Here is a 21,412-nt window from a genome sequence, read left to right as displayed (position 1 = left end):
ATATTCTAAATTACATATAAAAAAGGTTGGAAGAAATTCCAACCTTTTTTAGTTTAAACCATATCACAATATTGATATGAATTAAAATGATGGAGTCTCAAAATCCATCATTATTTTTATTTTGTGACAGAAACATCAAAACCTCTTGCTTTCATTAAAGCATTAATCTCAGGATTATGTCCTCTGAAAGATTTATAAGCTTCCTCTTGATCAGTTGTATTACCAACACTAAAGATCTTATCATGTAACCTCTTTGCTACCTCTTTATCGTATGGTCCTTTTGCCTCAGTAAATGCTTCATATGCATCTGCACTAATAACATCTGCCCATAAATAACTATAATATCCACTTGCATACCCATCACTTGAGAAAATATGTCCGAATTGCGGAATACGATGACGCATCACGATTTCTTTAGGCATTTTTAATTTTGCCAATGTTTCTTTTTCGAAGACAGTAGGATCAATAGCGACAGCTCCTGCTAAGTGCAATTTCATATCTATAAGCGAACTTGAAATTGTTTCTACGGTAGAAAATCCTTCATTAAATGTCGCCGCTTTTGCAATACGATCTACCAAGTCTTTTGGAATAGGCTTGCCTGTTTTATAATTTAAAGCAAATTTATTCAACACTTCTGGAGTTTCTAACCAGCGCTCTAAGATTTGAGATGGAAACTCTACGTAATCTCTAGCTACAGCTGTCCCTGAAAGAGTTGGATAAGTAACATTCGAACATAAACCATGTAATGCATGTCCGAACTCATGAAATAAAGTCGTTGCGTCTGTCCATGAAATCAAAACTGGCTCATTATCATTCCCCTTAATAAAATTACTATTATTAGAAACAATCGTAAGAACATCACCATCTAATTTTTGTTGTTGTCTATACGCATTCATCCATGCACCAGAACGTTTTCCTTTACGCGCATAAGGGTCAAAATACCATAAACCTACTACTTTACCAGTTTTTAAATTGAATACCTCCCAAACTCTTACATCTGGATGATAAACTGGAACATCTGTTATTTGTTTAAATTTTAAATCAAACAATTCACCAGCAACCCAAAACATTCCTTCACGTAATTTTTCAAGCTGAAGGTATTCTTTAACCTCATTTTGATCTAAATCGTATTTCGCTTTTCTAACCTTTTCAGCATAATAGCGATAATCCCAAGGCTCTATTTCAAACTTACCACCTTCCGCTACAACAATCTTTTGCATGTCTGCAACATCTTTGTGAACCTGATTTACAGCTGGCTCCCAAACAGCCTCCATTAAAGCCATCGCTCTTTCAGGAGTTTTAGCCATCCGATTAGTTAAATTCCAATGTGCAAAAGTAGGATACCCCAAAAGTTTTGCTTTTGTAGCACGGAGCTGTAATATTTCGACTAAAGTCGATTTATTATCATATTCATTACCATTATCTCCCCTGTTTATAAACATTCTCCACACCTTCTCTCTCAATTCTCTATTGGTAGAAAAAGTCAAAAAAGGCTCCACAAAAGAGCGTGTATTTGCAATACATCCCATTGCAGAAAGCTTTCTTTCTTTGGCTTGAGCCATAGCTGCTTTCTTTATTTCATCTGGCAAACCATCAAAATCGGTTTCAGTTGATAATGCAACATATTGATCATTTTCCTCAGCCAGTAAGTTTTGACTGAATCGTGAAAACAGAGTTGATAATTGTTTGTTGATTGCTCCAACTTTTGCCTTATCAGCATCACTTAAATTAGCTCCTTGCTTATTAAATTCTGTATGATAAACCCAAATAAGTCTTTGTTGTTCACTAGTTAATTTCTTTTTATCAGAAGAATTATAAAGTTTTTCAATTCTACCAAACAACTTTCTATTTTGATAAAAATCAGTAGATTGCATCGCTAATAAAGGCTCAATATCCTTTTTTACCAATGTAAATTCTGGAGTACTAATATTCGAAGAATAAATCCCATAAACCGTCATAACTCTTGACAACGTTTTCCCAGATCGCTCCAGTTGAGCAATAGTATTATCAAAAGTTACAGGCTTTGGGTTATTTGCTATAGCATCAATCTCCTCTTTTTTCTGCTTAATAGCAACATCAAAAGCAGACTTAAAATCGGCAATTTTATATTCTCCAAAAGCAGGTACGCCACCATAAAGGCCAGTCCATTTTTGTAATAATGGATTAGTCGAATTTGTTTGCGCCTGAATAGAAGTTAAAGAAGTAGCCATAATTAGAATTGTTACAATTTTTTTCATGTGCATTATTTAAAACATTAAAAGCAAATATAACAATCAAATACAACTATCAGTCGATTTTAACAAACAGAGAAAAAGCACTCATAAAACAGATATCAACTATATTTTTCATAAAAATGAATACTCCAAATAATATCTTAAATTTGAAACGTAAAACTTTATTTATGTTTAAGACCAAAAAAGAGGTTGTCTTTGTAATTCTTGCAGGAATTTTTATCACCAATGCCGTTGTGGCTGAGTTAATTGGAGGGAAACTAATTCAAATTGGTCCATTTGTAATGAGTATCGGAATTTTGCCTTGGCCAGTCGTTTTTTTAACTACCGACTTAATCAATGAGTATTTTGGAGAAAAAGGGGTTAAAAAACTGTCACTCATAACAGCCTGTTTAATTGCTTATGCCTTTATTATATTATTTATGGCAATAGTAATTCCGGCCGCAAAAGGAATAAGTCCTGTAAATGACGAACAATTTCAAGCTGTATTCGGACAAAGCATGTGGATTATTGTAGGGAGTCTTATTGCGTTTATGGCATCACAACTAATAGACGTTTGGATATTCTGGTTTTTCAAAAAAGAACAGGTGAAAAGAAAATTTGGCTTAGAACTACTGGATCAACTGTAATATCTCAATTATTCGATTCTTTTATTGTATTAGGAATTGCGTTTTGGTTACCCGGAAAAATAGATTTTGACACTTTTATTTCATCAGGACTTACTGGTTACACATTTAAACTTACTGTTGCAGTTTTATTAACTCCATTAATTTATCTTGGACATCATTTAATTAAAAAATACCTGGAAGAAGATCATCCAAAAGAAAAAAAAGAGAATTAAACCGCATGAAAAATTACAATACCATTTTATTTATTTTAATTATATGCTTCTTGTCTAGCTGTAATAAAAATGATAGAAAACAATTATTACAATCAACATCAAATGTTACTGAAAAAATAAAAAATATTTCTAACAGTGCAATAGAAACTATAACTTCTGTTAAAGATTCAATTACTAAAACAATAGTTGCATCAGGAAATATAAAAAATAATAAAACGATCACAGAAGAAACAATCTCATCAAAAGATAGCATCGGAATAGAAAGTATCGAAACCGAAAAACTTAAAGGTTTTACTTATTTCAAAAAATTATTATCAACTTGCAAAACAGGAGAAACGCTAACACAAAAAGAACTTATTGAGAATCATAATATCCCAAAAGACGGTGTTAAATTAATCAAAAGCATAACAAAAACTGCCGAAGATGAAATCGATATCAAATGGAATTCTACTTGGTTTATCGAAAAGATTTCGGATGCCAAATTTGCCGATGCCCGAATAAAAATCAAATTTGAAGCCAATAAAATGCATACCTCTGGAAAAGCTATTGGGATAAAACACAACAAAAAAATCTATAACGACTTAATAATTATTGGAACCTCGGCCTATATTCCTTCAGTTAAAGGGTACCATTGGAAAATTGGAAAATAAACAACACACACATAATCAATAAACTAGCTTTTATTTAATAAATTAACCCATAAAAACCTGTTTATTTATTTTAACTTACCTATTTAAATACTAGTTTTACACATTAATTTTAACAATAAAAAAAGATAAAATGAAAAAAAATTACATTTTAATTTTATTAATGGTAACTCTAAGTCTATCTATTTCATCATGCAGTAATGATGATGACAACAATTCTATTGAATCAACTTGGGAAGCTACACATGAAGGATTAATCGTTGATGGTGTAGAGACTTTAACGCCAATTAGCAATGAAGGTGGTTGCGATAAAAACACTATAACATTCCTTAATAATGGTACTTACACAGAAACCTATTCAGAGTTTAATGACTCGGAATGTGCTACTTTTAGTGAAAGTGGAACTTGGTCAAAAGAAGGTAATTCACTAACAACAAAATACACAGCTTATGATGATGACGAAGCTGTTATAGCAGAAATTTTAGAACTAAATAAATCTACACTTAAATTAAAATACATACATACCGACCCTCAAGGAAAAGTAGTAGAAATATACGTTGTAGTATTAAAAAGAAAATAATTTCACCCGAAATACAATCATACTAAACCTCAAATTCACAAAATTTGAGGTTTTTTTATACATTTGAAATAAAAAATGGAACCAATAAGATGTGGCTGGTGCTCAGCAAGTGATTTATATAAAAAATATCACGATGAAGAATGGGGTGTTCCTGTTTACGACGATGCATCATTATTTGAATTTTTAATTCTAGAAACCTTTCAGGCTGGATTAAGTTGGATAACAATATTAAACAAAAGAGAGAATTTTAGAATTGCTTTTGATAATTTCGATTACAAAAAAATGGCACAATATTCTGAAGATAAAATTGAATCGTTATTACAAGACACAGGAATAATCCGAAACAAATTAAAAATACATTCGGCGGTTAGCAATGCGCAAGCGTTTATAAAAATACAAGAGGAATTTGGAAGTTTCTCTGACTATATCTGGAAATTTACTAATGGAAAACCCATCGACAACAATCCGAAAACCCTAAAAGATGTTCCAGCCACTACTCCACTTTCTGATGCGATTAGCAAAGATTTAAAAAAAAGAGGATTTAAATTTGTAGGCTCAACCGTTATTTATGCACATATGCAAGCTACTGGAATGATCAATGACCATGTCGAAGATTGCTGGACGCGAACAAAATAAAAGAGTCTTCAGTTGCCGTTTTCAGTCTTCTTTGATAAACCTGAAACTCGAGACTTGAAACTTTTATAGTTCCAAAACATTTTTTTCATACATTTGCTTCACACTTTAGGGGTGTCTACAATAAAGTAGGCTGAGATTTTACCCTCTGAACCTGATCTAGTTCATACTAGCGTAGGGAAAAGTAAGATGACTTCTGCGCGCATTTTTATGCGTAATAGTAGCCATTCCTAAAGTATAACTATATACTAAATTCTGAAGGAATGGAACTAAAAATCAATCAACAAACCAAACAATTCAATACTGAAACTCTTAGCGTTCAGGCATTGCTCGATCTCGAAATTCCGAACAAACAAAACGGAATTGCCGTTGCCGTAAACAATACTGTCGTTCCAAAACTCAACTGGAACGAATTTCACGTACAAGAAACTGACGAAATTTTAATTATTTCTGCCACTCAAGGTGGATAAAAGTCAAATTCCATTTTTTTTAAAATTCCAAATTCCAATTGATATATCATGTGTAGACGCACTGCTGTGTGCCTCTACGGAAAAAACAAACGCAAAAAAACCACAATCAAGGCCAAACTTGAAACCTGAAACTTGAAACAAAATACTATGACTACAGAAGAACAAATTTCCAGAACTCCTTTTCCCAACTCCAATAAAGTATATGTAAACGGAGAAATACATCCTATAAAAGTAGCCATGCGTGAGGTAGCACTTAGCGATACCAGACTTTCTAATGGCGGTATCGAAAAAAATCCATCTGTAACAATTTATGACACATCAGGGCCATACACCGATCCAAATATCCAAATCGACATTCGAAAAGGATTGCCTCGTTTAAGAGAAGAATGGATTCTAGATCGAAATGACGTAGAAATTCTAGACGAAATTAGTTCCGATTATGGACAAATGCGATTAAACGATGAGAGTTTAAATCACTTGCGTTTCGAATATTTACATCAGCCAAAACGTGCCAAAAAAGGGGCGAACGTTACGCAACTTTATTATGCCAAACAAGGAATCATTACTCCCGAAATGGAATATATCGCCATTCGCGAAAACCAACGTATTGAGTTATTAAATGAACAGACTAAAGTTATGCAATGCCAGCATGTTGGTCATAGTTTTGGAGCAAATACTCCAAAAAGCAAAATAACCCCTGAGTTTGTACGAAGTGAAGTAGCCATTGGTCGTGCTATTATTCCAAATAACATTAACCATCCCGAAAGCGAACCTATGATCGTAGGTCGTAATTTCTTGGTAAAAATAAATGCTAATATTGGTAATAGCGCTGTGACTTCTACCATCGAAGAAGAAGTTGAAAAAGCCGTTTGGGCTTGTCGCTGGGGAGCCGATACTATCATGGACTTATCTACAGGAAAAAACATTCATGAAACCAGAGAATGGATTATTCGTAACTCGCCAGTACCAATTGGGACAGTTCCTATTTATCAAGCTTTAGAGAAAGTAAAAGGAATTGCAGAAGATTTAACTTGGGAAGTTTTCCGCGATACTCTTATTGAGCAAGCAGAACAAGGAGTTTCCTATTTCACCATTCATGCAGGTGTTTTATTACGTTACATACATCTTACTGCCGAACGTGTTACAGGAATTGTTTCTCGTGGTGGATCTATAATGGCAAAGTGGTGTTTATTTCATCATAAGGAAAACTTCTTATATACTCATTTTGAGGAAATCTGCGAAATCATGAAACAATATGACGTAGCTTTTTCTTTAGGAGATGGCCTTCGCCCAGGCTCTATTGCCGATGCGAATGATGCTGCACAATTTGCCGAATTAGAAACTCTTGGAGAATTAGCCAAAATTGCTTGGAAACATGATGTTCAGGTATTTATTGAAGGTCCTGGTCACGTACCAATGCACATGATTAAAGAAAACATGGACAAACAATTAGAACATTGTAATGAAGCTCCATTTTATACTCTTGGGCCATTAACCACAGATATTGCACCGGGTTATGATCATATTACTTCGGCTATTGGAGCTGCACTGATTGGTTGGTACGGTTGTGCAATGTTGTGTTATGTTACCCCAAAAGAGCATTTAGGTTTACCAAACAAAAAAGATGTGAAAGATGGAGTCATCACTTATAAAATCTCAGCTCATGCTGCCGATTTAGCCAAAGGACATCCAGGAGCACAATATCGTGACAACGCATTAAGTAAAGCACGTTTCGAATTCCGATGGGAAGATCAGTTTAATTTATCATTAGATCCTGATACAGCACGAGAATTTCACGATGAAACACTTCCTGCCGAAGGTGCAAAAATTGCTCATTTCTGCTCTATGTGCGGTCCAAAATTCTGCTCTATGAAAATATCTCAGGAAATTCGTGATGTGGCCGCCGCCGAAAAAGGAATGCAGGAGAAATCAGAAGAGTTTATCGAACAAGGAAAAGAGATTTATATTTAATTTCAGAAGTATAGAAAAAACAAAAAATACAGTAAAGAAGAAAGATTATGATAGTTCTATCAAATCCAACTGCAATAGCAAACGAAATAAATGTAATCCATTCTCTTCTTGAGGAAGGATTACAATTGTTTCATATTCGAAAACCTGAATATTCACTTAAGGAAATGATTTCATTTATAGCACAGATAAATCCTGAATTCCGCCCTCGATTAGTATTGCACAGTCATCATGAATTAATAGAAACATTTAAGATTAACAGAATTCACTTTACAGAAGAGACAAGAAGAAGAATCACTCTAGAAAAATATAAAAATAAAGAGATCCATTTATCAACTTCAACACATTCAATTACAGATTTTAATTCATTAGCTCCCGAATTTGAATATGCTTTTTTGAGTCCAGTTTACCCAAGTATTTCAAAGGCGGACTATTTTCCTAAAACTGATTTATTTGAATCCATAAAAGACAGAACCAATACTAAAACTAAACTAATTGCTTTAGGCGGAATTAATGCTGAAAATATAGAAACCCCGCTGACAAATGGTTTTGACAATGTTGCTTTATTAGGAACTATTTGGAATACTGAAAATCCAATTAAAAATTTTAAATCATGCCAGAGAATCGCCCTTTCGTACTTACAATAGCTGGTTTTGATCCTTCTGGTGGCGCTGGAGTTTTGGCAGATTGCAAAACTTTTGAGCTACATCATGTGGCTGGACTTGCCATAAATACAGGAAATACAATTCAAACAGAAAAAGAATTCTTTGAAATAGAATGGACATCGCTTGATTTTGTGTTACGTTCCATAAAAATACTATTCGGAAATTATGATATAAAAACCGTAAAAATCGGAATTGTTCCTTCTCTCAGTTATTTAAAAGAAATTATTTTCTGTATAAAAAAGCTTTCGCCTGCAACGCAAATAATCTGGGATACGGTTTTAAAATCTACTACCGAATTTGATTTTATCACAATCGAAAACAAATCCGATTTAATCGAGATACTTAATAAAATCGATTTGATTACTCCAAATTACAGTGAAATAAAAAAACTATTTCCCAATTTCGATTTTAAAGACAATCTATTAGATAAAAAAATCCCAACCGCTATTTTATTAAAAGGCGGACATAATACCAAGGCAATTGGAACTGATTATCTATATAGTCAAAATGAAATTTTTGAGCTTTCACCAAATAACACCAAATGTTATCCAAAACATGGCTCAGGATGCGTACACTCTGCAGCAATAACTGCCAATTTAGCTTTAGGTCAGGAAATGAGATTTGCTTGTGCCAATGCTAAAATTTATATCGAAAAATATTTGAATTCAACTTTAACTTTAATCGGTTACCATCATGTATAATAAACTACAATATATATCACAAGGAAACACAATCGAAGAACAATTATACAATATTCATGAAGCTCTTGATAATGGCTGTGATTGGATTCAGATGCGTTTTAAAAATCAAAGTGTCAAAAACTCTTTTGCTTTAGCAGAAGCAGTAAAATTTTTATGCGAAGAGTATCTCGCCAATTTCATTATAAATGACAATGTCTATCTAGCTCAACAAATTGCAGCCGATGGAGTTCATTTAGGTCTTTTAGATACAAAAATAGAAGAAGCACGAGCTACATTAGGGAATACTAAAATCATCGGAGGAACAGCCAATACATTCGAAGATATTTTAAATCATATCCAAAACGGCTGTGACTATGTTGGCCTTGGCCCTCTTCGATTTACAAAAACCAAAGAAAAACTAAGTCCAATTTTAGGCTATGAAGGCTATTATGAAATTCTTCAAAAATTAAAAGCTAATCATCTCGAAATTCCAATTTATGCCATTGGCGGAATTATCATAGATGATATTGACAAATTAATAGAAATTGGAATCTATGGCGTTGCTGTTTCTGGAGTAATTACTAAAAGCTCTGAGAAAGGAAAACTTATTACACAACTTAACGAAAAATTATATGCAAACGTCATCATTTAAAATAGGCAATAAACTCCTCGAATCCCGTTTGTTTTTAGGAACTGGAAAATTTGGATCCAATCTGGAAATGGAAAAAGCGATCTTGGCTTCGGGAAGTGAATTAGTTACGGTTGCTTTAAAACGCATCGATTTAGAAACTGAAACCGATGCTATTTTATCACATTTAAAACATCCGAGAATTAATTTATTACCAAATACATCGGGTGCTAGAAATGCAAAAGAAGCAATATTTGCCGCGCAATTAGCACGTGAAGCACTTGAAACCAACTGGCTAAAACTCGAAATTCATCCTGATCCTAAATACTTAATGCCCGATGCTATCGAAACTCTAAAAGCTACCGAAGAATTAGCAAAACTAGGCTTCATTATTCTGCCCTACATTCACGCTGACCCTGTTTTATGCAAACGCCTTGAAGATGTAGGAACAGCTGCTGTTATGCCCTTGGGCTCTCCTATTGGTAGTAATAAAGGGCTGAAAACAATAGATTTTTTAGAGATTATAATAGAACAAAGCAATGTTCCTGTAATTATCGATGCAGGAATCGGAGCTCCATCAGATGCGGCAAAAGCAATGGAACTTGGTGCCGATGCAGTTTTAGTTAATACTGCAATTGCTGTAGCAGGAAATCCAGAATTAATGGCTGAAGCTTTTAAAGAAGCTGTAATCGCCGGCCGAAAAGCTTATGAGGCTAAACTAGGAAGGCAATATCATCAAGCAGTAGCTTCGAGTCCATTGACTTCTTTTTTATATGATTAATTTTTAATCTCTCGCAGATTTTGCAGATTGAGCAGATTTATTTCAATAGAAACATGCCCAAAAATAATCTCCTCAATCTGCAAAATCTGCGAGAAAAAGCTCGCTTAAAATGTAAGATTTTTCATTAAATTTGATTTAAGAATAAAATCCAATATTATGTCAGAAAATGAAATTTCATATAAAATAAGAGGTGCTATATTTAAAGTATACAACGCCTTAGGTCCTGGATTATTAGAATCAATTTATGAAAGTGCTTTATATTATCAATTAAATAAAGATGGATTAAAAATCGTTAAACAAATTAATTTACCCGTTAAATATGATAATGTAGAATTAGATATCACTTTTCGATTAGATTTATTAGTTGAAGACAAAGTAATTATTGAATTGAAATCTGTGGAAGAATTGAAATCCATTCATTTTAAACAATTAAATACTTATTTGAAATTAACCAACAAAAGACTGGGATTATTAGTCAATTTTAATTGCGTAAATATTCTAGACAATATACATCGAGTAGTAAACAAAATTTAATTTGCGTGAAACCAATCAACCTAATGAATACATTCAAATCTGTTTTTAATCAATACGACTGGAACACCATCCAATCCAAAATATATCAAACTTCTCCTCAGGAAGTAGAACTTGCTTTGACTAAAAACAAACGAAATCTTGATGATTTCCTTGCTTTAATTTCACCAGCTGCACTTTCTTATTTAGAACAAATGGCTCAAGAATGTCATAAATTAACCAAGAAACGTTTTGGAAAAACGATTCAGATGTATGCTCCTCTTTATTTAAGTAACGAATGTCAAAACATTTGTACCTATTGTGGTTTTAGCTTGGACAATAAAATCAAACGAAAAACTCTTTCAGACTCAGAGATTAAACTAGAAGTTGAAGCTTTAAAAAGCATTGGATTTGATCATGTTCTATTGGTTACTGGCGAAGCAAATTATACAGTAAATATTAATTATTTTCTGAATGCAATTACCCAAATAAGAGAACACTTTTCGATTATTTCTGTTGAAGTTCAACCACTTTCTACTGAAGAATATGAAAAACTTCATAAAGCTGGCGTATATTCTGTTTTAGTATATCAGGAAACGTATCATCAGGAAGTATATAAAAAATACCACACCAAAGGCAAAAAATCAAATTTTGACTTTAGATTAGAAACCCCTGATAGAATTGGAACAGCTGGTATCCATAAAATTGGATTAGGCGTTCTTTTAGGTTTAGAAGATTGGCGCACAGATAGTTTTTTTAATGCACTGCACATTGATTATCTCCAAAAAAAATATTGGCAGACAAAGTATTCCGTTTCTTTCCCTCGATTACGTCCTGCAGAAGGAATTATCGAGCCTAACTTTATTATGGATGACAAAGATTTAACGCAACTTATCTGTGCTTACCGATTATGGAATGAAGATTTAGAAATTTCGATATCAACACGTGAAAATGAAAAATTTAGAAATAATATCATTCCGATTGGAACAACAAGTATGAGTGCTGGTTCAAAAACAAATCCTGGCGGATATGCCGTTGATCCACAATCGTTAGAACAATTTGAAATTAGCGATGAACGTTCTGCTGAAGAAATATCCCAAATCATAAAAAAATCAGGCTATGAACCCGTTTGGAAAGATTGGGATAGAACATATAACCAAAAGTCTTAAAGCCCTCAACTTTACTTTATAGTTTGACTTTTAACTTTTGACATCATAACTTTCTAACTCTAAGACCTAAATTAAAATGAGCATTATACAAGATTTTTTACGCTATAATCGCCAAATGATGTTACCTGAAATTGGTGATATTGGACAAGACAAAATAAAACAAGCTAAAGTACTAGTCATTGGTGCTGGTGGCTTGGGCTGTCCTATTTTACAATATTTAGCAACCGCAGGAGTCGGAACAATAGGTATTGTAGATTTTGATTTAATAGAGATTCATAATTTACATCGCCAAATTTTATATACTGAAGATACCATTGGTCAAGCCAAAACTCCAACTGCTAAAGCTGTAGTCAAAAAGCTAAATCCATTAATTACTGTTGTCCCTTTTGAAGAAAAACTAACTCTTGAAAATGCATTTAATATTATACACGATTTTGATATTGTAGTAGATGGATCTGATAATTTTGGAACCCGTTATTTAGTTAATGATACTTGTGTGAGCTTAAACAAAACATTGGTTTATGGGAGTATTTTAAAATTTGAAGGGCAAGTGGCCGTTTTTAACCATAATGGAAGTAAAAATTTACGTGATTTATTTCCTGAAATGCCCAATCCTAAAGACGTTCCAAATTGTAATTTAAATGGAGTTCTAGGAACATTGCCTGGAATAATTGGAACTATGATGGCACACGAAACATTAAAATTAATTCTAAATTTACCAACTTTAAATAACGAATTAATCCTTTATAATACACTAAACTGGGACTTTACTAAACTGAATTTTTAAGCAGGAAAAATCAATTAAGAAAACTTATTGGTTATTACTCTTTAAATTAATTTAATTTACTAATATTGTCGTTAAATTTATTTAAAAGCCACAAATTGTATTCCTAAATGATTAAAAAATTACAATCTTTCTTTCCTTTCTTTTTTTTAGTTTTTTTTCAGGTACAGCCCAAAGTACAAAGCAAAAATCATATATAGCAGAAAAACAATCTTCCTATAATATTACTGTAAAAAATAATCTTCCTTCAATTATTCTTTCTTCAGCTGAAAAAAGATGGGTTGGTGATAAAGATGACAAATCTATTTTAGGAAACAAAATAAACTATGCAGACTCTTTTGAAAAAGTTTTTGACATTGAAGCTTATAGTATTTCTCCAAACAATAAAAAGCATAAAGTTTCGTATATTGGAACTGAAGATCGTGAAATAGGCAACATATTTGTTCATGACATGAAATTCAGATATTACACTTTTCCAAATATTGAAGAGGGCTCACAAACCTATTCTTTATACAAAAAAGAATATCAAAAACCTCAGTTTTTAGAAAGCTATTATTTCAAAGATTACCTCGATTGCAAATCATCAAGAGTTATTCTAAAAGTTTCAAAAGACATAGAAATTGGCTACATCATTCAGGGTAATACTAGTAATGAAAACATAGAATTTACAAAAGAAATTAATGGTGATTTTACAATTTACTCATGGCAAATGGTAAACATCGAAAAAGAAGAAAAAGAAAGTAGTTCTCCCAATTTTTCATATTACAGCCCACATTTGATTTTTTATATTAAAAACTACAAAAATAATTCAGGCACTCAGAATGTTGTTGGAACTATAGATAATCTTTATCGTTTCTACGCACAAACAATTAAAGACATCAACAAACAAGACCAAACTCAGGTAAAAGAAAAAACAGCAGAACTGATTACTGGTCTAACAAAAGATTTTGACAAAGCTAAAGTAATTTTTGATTATGTTCAAAGTAAAATAAACTATGTTGCTTTTGAAGACGGAATGGGAGGATACATTCCGCGAGAAGCAGCTTCTGTATTGCAAAAAAAGTATGGCGATTGTAAGGATATGGCCAACTTACTAAATGAAATGCTTCGTTACGCCGGTATAGAGTCTAATATAGCATGGATTGGAACTCGCCATAATAATTATACCTATAAAAATGTTCCAAGCCCAATTGTAGACAATCATATGATTACAGTTGCCCGAATTAACAACCAAGACTTGTTCTTGGATGCAACTGGCCAATACTCTTTATTTCCAAATGTAACTCCATTCATACAAGGAAAAGAAGCCTTAACAAAAATAGACGATTTAAAATACAAAATTACCACCGTTCCAGTTATCCCTTCTGATCAAAATAAAACGAACGGCAAGCTAAAGATAGAATTTAATTCGAATTCATTAATTGGTCAAGCAAATTTTAATTTAAATGGTTTTTTGAAAACGCAATTTATTAGTACATATAAAGCTTCAACTGATAAAAATGAAATGTTAAAAGGTTATTTTGCACGTTTTATCCAGAATATTCAAACATCAAATGTTGATATTAAAAATGATGATTTATCTCAAATCCCACTTGAAATCCGATATCAATTTGAATTAGACAAATGGATTAAAAAAACAGACAATCAACTACTTTTTAAACCAATCTTATTCTTCCCTTATTCAGATGCAAGAATTAATGTTGAGAAAAGAAAAACTCCTCTTGAAAATGACTTCAAAAAATCATATAATTTCGAGTATGAATTTGTTATCCCACAAGGATATACTATAGATTTTTTACCTGAAAATTTTAATTTCACTAATGCCTTTTTTACAGCAAGTATAACCTACAAAAAAGTTAATAATACGATTATAATAAATCAAGAAATGACAATGGATACATTACTAATTGAGAAAAACAATTTTGAAACATGGAACATTGCTATCAAAAACATTACGAAACAATACAATCAAAATATTATTCTCATAAAAAAATGAAAAAACTAATTTTCTTCATCACCATATTACTTGCACAAATTTCATTCGCTCAAGAAGAAGAGGTAAAAAACTACAAATGGGATGAGGTCCCTAAATTTCAAGAAATTCCTGCTGAATTTGCTACGTATCCAGCAGTTGTTTTAAAAGACTATAGACTTTATGAAAACAAAGTGGGAGGCTATGCCTACAAAGCTTTTATTGTAAAACATCAAGCTATAAAAATTTTATCTGAAACAGGAATTAGTGAATATAATAAAGTAGCAATAAACAATCGTTATGTAAGAGATTACAGAGATTTAAGAGTCCGTGTTATTAAACCTAATGGAAAAATTGAAGAACTTCCGAAAGAGAGAATTGTAGAAAAGCAAGGAACCAGCGAAAAGCAATTTGCTTTTGAAGGTGTTGAAAAAGGTGACATTATTGAATACTATTATGTAATAAAAGATTATCCAGATTTTAGTGGTTCAGAATATTTTCAAAGAGACATTCCTGTTCTTGACGCTAAATTTCAAATCAATAAAATTGGGCAGGCATATACATACACAGCGGCCTATAATGGAATGAAAAATCAAAGTATAGATAAAACTACAATTTACACAGCATCTAATTTACCTGCTTATAAGTTTGAAAGAAATGCTACAAATATGGCTAATCTTGCAAAAGTTTATTATTTCATTAACACATCCAAAGCATATAATTATATCAGCTATTATAATTCTCTTTATAGTTTTGCAGATGGTGTAAATGCTAAATCAATGATTAAAGGTTTCGTAGAAGATTTAAAATTAAATGACTCAGCAATTACAACTGATGAAAAAATAGAAATCATAGATACATTTTTAAAAGAGAATATTGAAATTGACAAACAGTATAATTATAAGAAAGTGATCGAAACCAAAAAGATGACATCAAATATGGTTTTATATTTTTATAAAGATGTTTTAGATTATCTTAAAATTAAATATCAATTTGCAGCTTCGACAGATAAATTTGACGACAAATTTGATAAAGAAAATGTTATTCCTGAAGCTCTATCGGAAATTTTAATCTACATTCCCGAAACAAAAAAATATCTCGCGCCTTTTCAATTCTGGATGCCTTATGGACAGCCAAGTGCTCTTTCTGTCAACAATGATGCTGTTTATTTTAATCAAGAACCTCGTAAGCAGGTTACATATGAGTTCAAGAAAATCGAAAATGTTTTAATGGATGATAATATTACAGAAATAACTAGTAGTATTACGATTGACGATGATATGGAAACGGTTTTAGTGAATAAAAAAAGTACATTTACTGGCTATCTTGCTTCTTATTTTAGATATATTGTCAAATATATTCCTCAAGATAAAATCAATGATTTTGTTAAAAACAATATTTTTAGTGATATTGATGTCGAAGTCCAGAAATATAATTTTGAGAATAAAGAATATAAAAATAATTATACTCCTGAAAAACCTTTTACTATCAACAGTGATGTAAAAGTAAAAGAATCATGGATAGAAAATGCAGGAAAAAATAACTTAATTACAATTGGAAAAGTTTTAGGAAAGCAAGCCAGTTTATATCAGGAAATCAATAGAACAAACCCAATCGTATTATCTTATCCAAAGAAAAATATAAACTATATCAATTTAAATATCCCAGCAGGTTTTAGCGTCAAAAATGTTGCTAATTTGACTTTTAACAAAGAGATTACAAACGATAACAAGGAAGTTATCGGTTTGTTTAAATCTAGCGCAAAAGTCGAAGGAAATACTGTAAAAATAACAGTCGAAGAATTTTATAATTTTACTTATTTAGAGAAAGAAAAATATACTGAATATCGAGATTTAGTCAACGCTTTGTATGATTTTAATAATGCTTCATTGCTTTTGACTAAAGTCAATTAAATACTATTTTAAAAATATAATCTGATTTTCAATGCTAAATCCTTCCATTATTTTAAAATTTCCATAAAGACTTCACGCTCAATTTCACGACAACCTAAACTTTCTAAATGTGGATTATAAACCTGACAATCCAAAAGTTTATAATTCTCCTTTTTTAATTGAGTCACTAAGGCAATAAAAGCAACTTTGGATGCATTTGATACTTTCGAGAACATACTTTCTCCACAAAAAACATGTCCTAAATCTACTCCGTATAAGCCACCTACCAATTCATCATTTTCCCATACCTCAACCGATTTTGCAAAGCCCATTTCATGAAGTTTACAATAGGCTTCGATCATGTTATTAGAAATCCATGTTCCATTTTGACCATCACGTTTAGTCTTCTGGCAATTCGAAATTACATCTCTAAAATTTTGATTGAACGTGACCTTAAAACTATTTCTGTTAAGAATATTACGCATACTTTTGGATACGATTAATTCATCCAAAAACAAAACCATTCTAGGGTCAGGTGACCACCAAACTATAGGCTCACCTTCATTAAACCAAGGAAAAATTCCGCTACAATAAGCCAATTGCAATCGCTCAGTAGATAAATCTCCTCCAATTGCCAAAACCCCATCATAATTGGCTTCTGAAACTGGTGGAAAAAATAAAACTTCAGATAAATGATACATCTCTAAATAAAATATAAAACCCGACAAATTTTAAAAATTGCCGGGTTTGCTTATTATAAAATCAAAACCTATTGATTAAAATGGTAAATCATCTGGTTCGTCTTCGTTTAAGTTTGTTGCTGGAGCAAAAGCTTCTGCAGCAGGCATTGGAGGTGTTTGAGCTGGAGCAGCATCTAATCTTTCGATTCTCCATCCTTGAATACTATTAAAATATCTAGTTTCTCCTTGTGGATTAACCCATTCTCTTCCTCTTAAGTTAATTGAAACTTTTACTGGATCTCCTGTTTTATAATTACTCAACAAATCGCATTTATCTTGAGTAAATTCGATCATGATGTGTTGAGGATATTGCTCTTCTGTAGTAACTACAAGTTCTCTTTTCTTGAATGATGCACTAACTTGTTGTTCTGGATTAACAACTTTTACTTTTCCTGTAACTTCCATCTCCGTTTTTATTTAATTGTTATTTATTTTTTTATTTTTTTAGCTAAAAGTACTTTCCAAGCCGATATTACATCGTTTTCATTTAGATACTTTTTAGCTTCTTGGTGCACTTTAACCTCATCATCTGAACTCAACACACCTTTCACAGAAAAGTTTTCTTTCACAAATATACTAACTTCTTCTGTTGTAGGCAAGGCTTCAATATTCCCTAATTTACCTAAGTCATTCCCATCAAAAACAGAACTTGCTTTTACAAAATCAGGTACAGCATCTACTCCTATTCCCAGGGTTGTAAGCGGTTTTTCGACTTCAAAAAGTCCTTGATTTGATCTTGAATACCAATTACTTCCTAAGCGAGAAACCAAGTCAATTTTATGTTGATCTATTGCTCCATTTTCATCTAATATCTCCTCGTGAATATGAATTTTAACTACTTCACAAAGAATTAGATTTCCTGCTCCTCCTTCTGTTCCTAACGGAATAATCTGAGTTACTTTGCATTCAAACTGTACAGGAGACTCTTTAACTCTGTATGGCTTTACTATGTCTGATGGAATTTGTGTTAATCCCGATTTTATAAATTCATTAACTCCATCAGCATATTCTGTACTTGCTAACGATGTTTGTTGCACAATATCATAATTAACTACATTAATAACGACCTCACGTGTTGCTTCAGCATTTATTAAAGTATGTTTTATAGAATTATCACGTACTCTTCGAGAGGGTGAAAAAACTAAAATTGGTGGATTGGCACTAAAAACATTAAAAAAACTAAATGGTGATAAATTCGGTTTTCCGTCTTTATCTATAGTACTTGCAAAAGCAATAGGCCTCGGTCCAACCGCACTTTGTAAATAGCCTTGTAATTTTGCTGTCGGAATTTCCTTTGGATCAATACTAATCATACTTTTATTTTTCTAATCGTTTTAGAAGACAACAAAAGTACATAAATCGTTTAAGTTTCAAAAGAAGTCTATTCATTTTAAAAATAAAAATCTTTGTCTGCATACAAAATATATAGTGTGTTTATTTCGTTATATTTATACCTCAAAATTTAATTTATGTTTTTTTCAGAAAGAAGAAATACAACCCGCTGGATCATTATTTGCGCTTCCTTTTTGATTATTTCCTTAATCCTTTGGAACACTTATACCTTTTTTCAGATTTTTAAAAATGAAGAACGGCTAAAAATGAATCTTTGGGCAAATGCTCAAAAAACTTTGATTAATGCGGATGAAAATAGTGATGTTGAATTACCCCTTCAGATATTTAGTAACAACACTTCAATTCCTATTATTTTAACCGAAAAAGATAGTATTATAAGTGCCATAAATATTGATGAATCTATCATAAAAGATAAAAAGGAAGCAACATCGATTTTAAACAAATTGAAACGGGAAAACGAAGCAATTGTAATCGAATATGCTCCAGGAAAACATCAGGAACTTTATTATGGCAATTCGGAATTATTGAATAAACTCAAGTATTATCCAGTTGCTTTGTTATTGATTATTTTCTTATTTGCAGGTTTGGTATACAATTTTTACAAAAGTACAAAAATGGCTACCCAAAATAAACTCTGGGCAGGAATGGCAAAAGAAACGGCACATCAAATAGGAACTCCCCTATCTTCATTGATTGGTTGGGTCGAATTATTGAAGACTGAAAATATTGATGAATCGATTACTTCTGAGATTGAGAAAGATATTGAACGATTACAAACTATTACGGATCGTTTCTCGAAGATTGGATCTACTCCTGTACTTGAAAACAAGGATATCGTAGAGGAAACATTAAACACATACGATTATCTGCAATCTCGTTTTTCAAAACAGGTTAATTTCTCATCTCAGATACCAAAAACTCCGATTATGGTTATGATTAATCCAATTCTTCATAGTTGGACTATCGAAAACTTGGTGAAAAATGCTATTGATGCTATGAAAGGAAAAGGTAATTTGGCATTAAAAATTGAACAAGACGGAGATATAGTAAAAATAAATGTTTCAGATACTGGAATCGGAATTCCTAAAAACCAATTTAAAACTATATTTGAACCTGGTTTTACAACCAAAAAAAGAGGTTGGGGATTAGGTCTTTCATTAACAAAAAGAATTGTCGAGGAATATCATAGCGGAAAAATAAAAGTTCTACAATCTGAAGTAGGCAAAGGAACAATCATTCAACTGAATTACAAAGTAAACGCTCCTTCATAAAAAGAAAAAACCACAAACTCTTTTATTGAATTTGTGGTTTTATTTTATTAAAAACTTACTAATCTTAGGTTACAAATTTGCCTGAATACTTTTGGCCAAATCTTCAAACTCTTCTTTAGTAAGTGATACTTTATTATGGAAACGCATTTCATCCATTTCGTTAAGCGGAATTAAATGCACATGTGCATGAGGAACTTCAAGTCCTACTACTGCCATTCCAACTCTTTTACATGGAACTGTTTTCTCTAAAGCAATAGCAACTTTCTTAGAAAACTGCATTAACCCAAGATATAATTCATCATCCATATCAAAAATCTTATTGATTTCCTGCTTCGGAATACAAAGTGTATGTCCTTTAGCATTTGGATTTACATCTAAAAATGCCAAAAAATTAGCATCTTCAGTAATTTTATAACTTGGAATTTCTCCGTTTACTATTTTGGTAAATATTGTTGACATTGTTTAATTGTTTAATCGTTTTTCCGTTTAACCGATTAAATAAATTAACGGTTAAACTTTAAAAAAAATTTAATCTCTTGTGATTTCTAATATTTCAAATTTCAAAACACCATTCGGAACAGTGATTTCAGCAACTTCGCCTACAGATTTTCCTAGTAACCCTTTTCCTATTGGAGAAGTAACTGATATTTTTCCTGTTTTTAAATCTGCTTCACTTTCTGCAACAAGAGTATAGGTCATTTCCATACCGTTGCTTTGGTTTTTGATTTTCACATTAGAAAGCACCAATGCTTTAGAAACGTCTAATTGCGACTCATCGATTAATCTAGCGTTTGAATACACCTCTTCTAGCTTAGAAATTCTCATTTCAAGTAAGCCTTGGGCTTCTTTTGCCGCATCATATTCGGCGTTTTCAGATAAATCACCTTTATCTCTTGCTTCGGCTATATCTTGAGATGCTTTTGGACGCATTACACTTTTTAAGTGCTCCAATTCATCTTTTAACTTTTTTAATCCTTCTGCTGTATAATAAGATACTTTACTCATAACTTCATCGTTTATATAAATAGAAAAAATCCCATCGGGACGGGATTTCTTATTACAAATATACTATTATTTTTAATAGTACATAATTATATGTTAATCATATAGATTTCAAATCTAATTAAATTATTTTTGTTTCACTAATTCTTTTTACAATAATGAAAAAAATCTGGTTTTTACCCCTGTTTATTGTCTTACTTGTATCTTGCAGCAATAGTCGCGAGAGAAGTAAGAACCCAAATATTCCGAATTATTCTGTAAATCTTACTATAGATACAAATTTACCTTTGTACAGTAACTTAAAATTCACTAGTAGCCCTGTTTACATTCCTAACTATGGTGCAAAAGGTATAATTATAATGAGAACAGGTGAAGGAACGTATAATGCTTTTGATGCTGCATGTCCTAATCAAGCCTTAGCAAGTTGCAAACCTATGACTATTGATGGCATTATGGCAATTTGCTCTTGCGATAAAAGCAAGTACAATCTATTTACAGGATTAGGTGATTTAGAATATCCTATGAAACAATATCGTGTCGATGCCGCTGGAAATGTATTGCGTATCTACAACTAAAAATAAAAAATCCTGAAAGT

22 protein-coding genes, 1 pseudogene and 1 riboswitch are annotated in these 21,412 nt (G+C 31.9%); of the genes and pseudogenes, 17 read left to right on the top strand and 6 right to left on the bottom strand.

Going from position 1 to position 21,412, the window contains the following annotated elements; genetic code table 11:
* Positions 1-116: 116 nt before the first annotated feature.
* Entirely contained in the window at positions 117-2,237 is a 2,121-nt protein-coding gene (locus EAG11_RS20370) for a M3 family metallopeptidase (protein WP_129540794.1), read from the bottom strand.
* A 164-nt stretch (positions 2,238-2,401) separates the two neighbouring features.
* Between EAG11_RS20370 and EAG11_RS20365 the strand changes: the two are divergent.
* The 15 genes and pseudogenes from EAG11_RS20365 (at position 2,402) to EAG11_RS20295 (ending at position 16,472) form a co-directional block, all read left to right on the top strand.
* Positions 2,402-3,072 (top strand): annotated as a pseudogene (locus EAG11_RS20365) (queuosine precursor transporter).
* Between the two features lie 5 nt (positions 3,073-3,077).
* A complete protein-coding gene (locus EAG11_RS20360) occupies positions 3,078-3,722 on the top strand; it encodes a hypothetical protein (protein WP_129540793.1) in 645 nt (214 codons plus the stop codon).
* A gap of 130 nt (positions 3,723-3,852) precedes the next feature.
* Positions 3,853-4,299: a lipocalin family protein gene (locus EAG11_RS20355; RefSeq protein WP_129540792.1), complete on the top strand. Its 447-nt coding sequence runs from the start codon at positions 3,853-3,855 to the stop codon at positions 4,297-4,299.
* Between the two features lie 75 nt (positions 4,300-4,374).
* On the top strand, positions 4,375-4,935 hold the full coding sequence (locus EAG11_RS20350) for a DNA-3-methyladenine glycosylase I (protein ID WP_129540791.1): 561 nt from the start codon (positions 4,375-4,377) through the stop codon (positions 4,933-4,935).
* 97 nt (positions 4,936-5,032) lie between these two features.
* Positions 5,033-5,130, top strand: a riboswitch (TPP riboswitch).
* 65 nt (positions 5,131-5,195) lie between these two features.
* Positions 5,196-5,402: a sulfur carrier protein ThiS gene (gene thiS / locus EAG11_RS20345; protein ID WP_129540790.1), complete on the top strand. Its 207-nt coding sequence runs from the start codon at positions 5,196-5,198 to the stop codon at positions 5,400-5,402.
* Positions 5,403-5,549: 147 nt separating this feature from the next.
* On the top strand, positions 5,550-7,373 hold the full coding sequence (gene thiC, locus EAG11_RS20340) for a phosphomethylpyrimidine synthase ThiC (protein ID WP_129540789.1): 1,824 nt from the start codon (positions 5,550-5,552) through the stop codon (positions 7,371-7,373).
* Between the two features lie 47 nt (positions 7,374-7,420).
* Positions 7,421-8,017 (top strand): thiamine phosphate synthase, encoded by a 597-nt coding sequence (locus EAG11_RS20335; protein WP_129540788.1) that lies wholly within the window; start codon positions 7,421-7,423, stop codon positions 8,015-8,017.
* On the top strand, positions 7,984-8,736 hold the full coding sequence (locus EAG11_RS20330; protein WP_129540787.1) for a hydroxymethylpyrimidine/phosphomethylpyrimidine kinase: 753 nt from the start codon (positions 7,984-7,986) through the stop codon (positions 8,734-8,736). Before EAG11_RS20335 ends, EAG11_RS20330 begins: the two co-directional genes overlap by 34 nt.
* Positions 8,729-9,367 (top strand): thiamine phosphate synthase, encoded by a 639-nt coding sequence (locus EAG11_RS20325; protein WP_129540786.1) that lies wholly within the window; start codon positions 8,729-8,731, stop codon positions 9,365-9,367. Before EAG11_RS20330 ends, EAG11_RS20325 begins: the two co-directional genes overlap by 8 nt.
* Positions 9,348-10,124, top strand: a complete 777-nt coding sequence (locus tag EAG11_RS20320; protein ID WP_129540785.1) for a thiazole synthase — start codon at positions 9,348-9,350, stop codon at positions 10,122-10,124. Before EAG11_RS20325 ends, EAG11_RS20320 begins: the two co-directional genes overlap by 20 nt.
* A 156-nt stretch (positions 10,125-10,280) precedes the next feature.
* On the top strand, positions 10,281-10,658 hold the full coding sequence (locus EAG11_RS20315; protein WP_129540784.1) for a GxxExxY protein: 378 nt from the start codon (positions 10,281-10,283) through the stop codon (positions 10,656-10,658).
* Between the two features lie 23 nt (positions 10,659-10,681).
* Positions 10,682-11,803, top strand: a complete 1,122-nt coding sequence (gene thiH / locus EAG11_RS20310) for a 2-iminoacetate synthase ThiH (RefSeq protein WP_129540783.1) — start codon at positions 10,682-10,684, stop codon at positions 11,801-11,803.
* Between the two features lie 76 nt (positions 11,804-11,879).
* A complete protein-coding gene (locus EAG11_RS20305; RefSeq protein ID WP_129540782.1) occupies positions 11,880-12,590 on the top strand; it encodes a HesA/MoeB/ThiF family protein in 711 nt (236 codons plus the stop codon).
* Between the two features lie 118 nt (positions 12,591-12,708).
* Complete coding sequence (locus EAG11_RS20300) at positions 12,709-14,583, top strand: transglutaminase domain-containing protein (RefSeq protein ID WP_371414650.1); 1,875 nt, start codon at positions 12,709-12,711, stop codon at positions 14,581-14,583.
* Entirely contained in the window at positions 14,580-16,472 is a 1,893-nt protein-coding gene (locus EAG11_RS20295) for a DUF3857 domain-containing protein (RefSeq protein ID WP_164998743.1), read from the top strand. The genes EAG11_RS20300 and EAG11_RS20295 overlap by 4 nt, the downstream gene beginning before the upstream one ends.
* Positions 16,473-16,519: 47 nt before the next feature.
* Here EAG11_RS20295 and aat read toward each other — a convergent pair whose 3' ends face one another.
* From aat to EAG11_RS20280, 3 genes are all read right to left on the bottom strand, one after another.
* Positions 16,520-17,152 carry a leucyl/phenylalanyl-tRNA--protein transferase gene (gene aat / locus EAG11_RS20290; RefSeq protein WP_129540779.1) on the bottom strand — a complete coding sequence of 211 codons (633 nt, stop codon included), beginning with the start codon at positions 17,150-17,152 and terminating at the stop codon, positions 16,520-16,522.
* Positions 17,153-17,227: 75 nt separating this feature from the next.
* Complete coding sequence (locus EAG11_RS20285) at positions 17,228-17,596, bottom strand: DUF3127 domain-containing protein (protein WP_129540778.1); 369 nt, start codon at positions 17,594-17,596, stop codon at positions 17,228-17,230.
* Positions 17,597-17,619: 23 nt separating this feature from the next.
* Entirely contained in the window at positions 17,620-18,504 is an 885-nt protein-coding gene (locus EAG11_RS20280) for a flavin reductase family protein (RefSeq protein ID WP_129540777.1), read from the bottom strand.
* 156 nt (positions 18,505-18,660) lie between these two features.
* On the opposite strand from EAG11_RS20280, the gene EAG11_RS20275 reads away from it, so the two are divergent.
* Positions 18,661-19,815, top strand: coding sequence for a PAS domain-containing sensor histidine kinase (locus tag EAG11_RS20275; RefSeq protein WP_129540776.1), 1,155 nt, complete (start codon positions 18,661-18,663; stop codon positions 19,813-19,815).
* 69 nt (positions 19,816-19,884) lie between these two features.
* Here the strand turns inward: EAG11_RS20275 and EAG11_RS20270 are convergent, their stop codons facing one another.
* Positions 19,885-20,274 (bottom strand): HIT family protein, encoded by a 390-nt coding sequence (locus EAG11_RS20270; RefSeq protein WP_129540775.1) that lies wholly within the window; start codon positions 20,272-20,274, stop codon positions 19,885-19,887.
* Positions 20,275-20,343: 69 nt separating this feature from the next.
* Positions 20,344-20,820 (bottom strand): transcription elongation factor GreA, encoded by a 477-nt coding sequence (gene greA / locus EAG11_RS20265; RefSeq protein ID WP_129540774.1) that lies wholly within the window; start codon positions 20,818-20,820, stop codon positions 20,344-20,346.
* Positions 20,821-20,975: 155 nt separating this feature from the next.
* On the opposite strand from greA, the gene EAG11_RS20260 reads away from it, so the two are divergent.
* Positions 20,976-21,392, top strand: a complete 417-nt coding sequence (locus tag EAG11_RS20260; RefSeq protein WP_129540773.1) for a hypothetical protein — start codon at positions 20,976-20,978, stop codon at positions 21,390-21,392.
* Positions 21,393-21,412 lie beyond the last annotated feature (20 nt).

It is taken from the genome of Flavobacterium sp. 140616W15 (assembly GCF_003668995.1).
Classification (GTDB): Bacteria; Bacteroidota; Bacteroidia; order Flavobacteriales; family Flavobacteriaceae; genus Flavobacterium.
The sequence above is the reverse complement of the archived record's forward strand: the minus strand, read 5'-3'. Positions and strand labels throughout refer to the sequence as shown.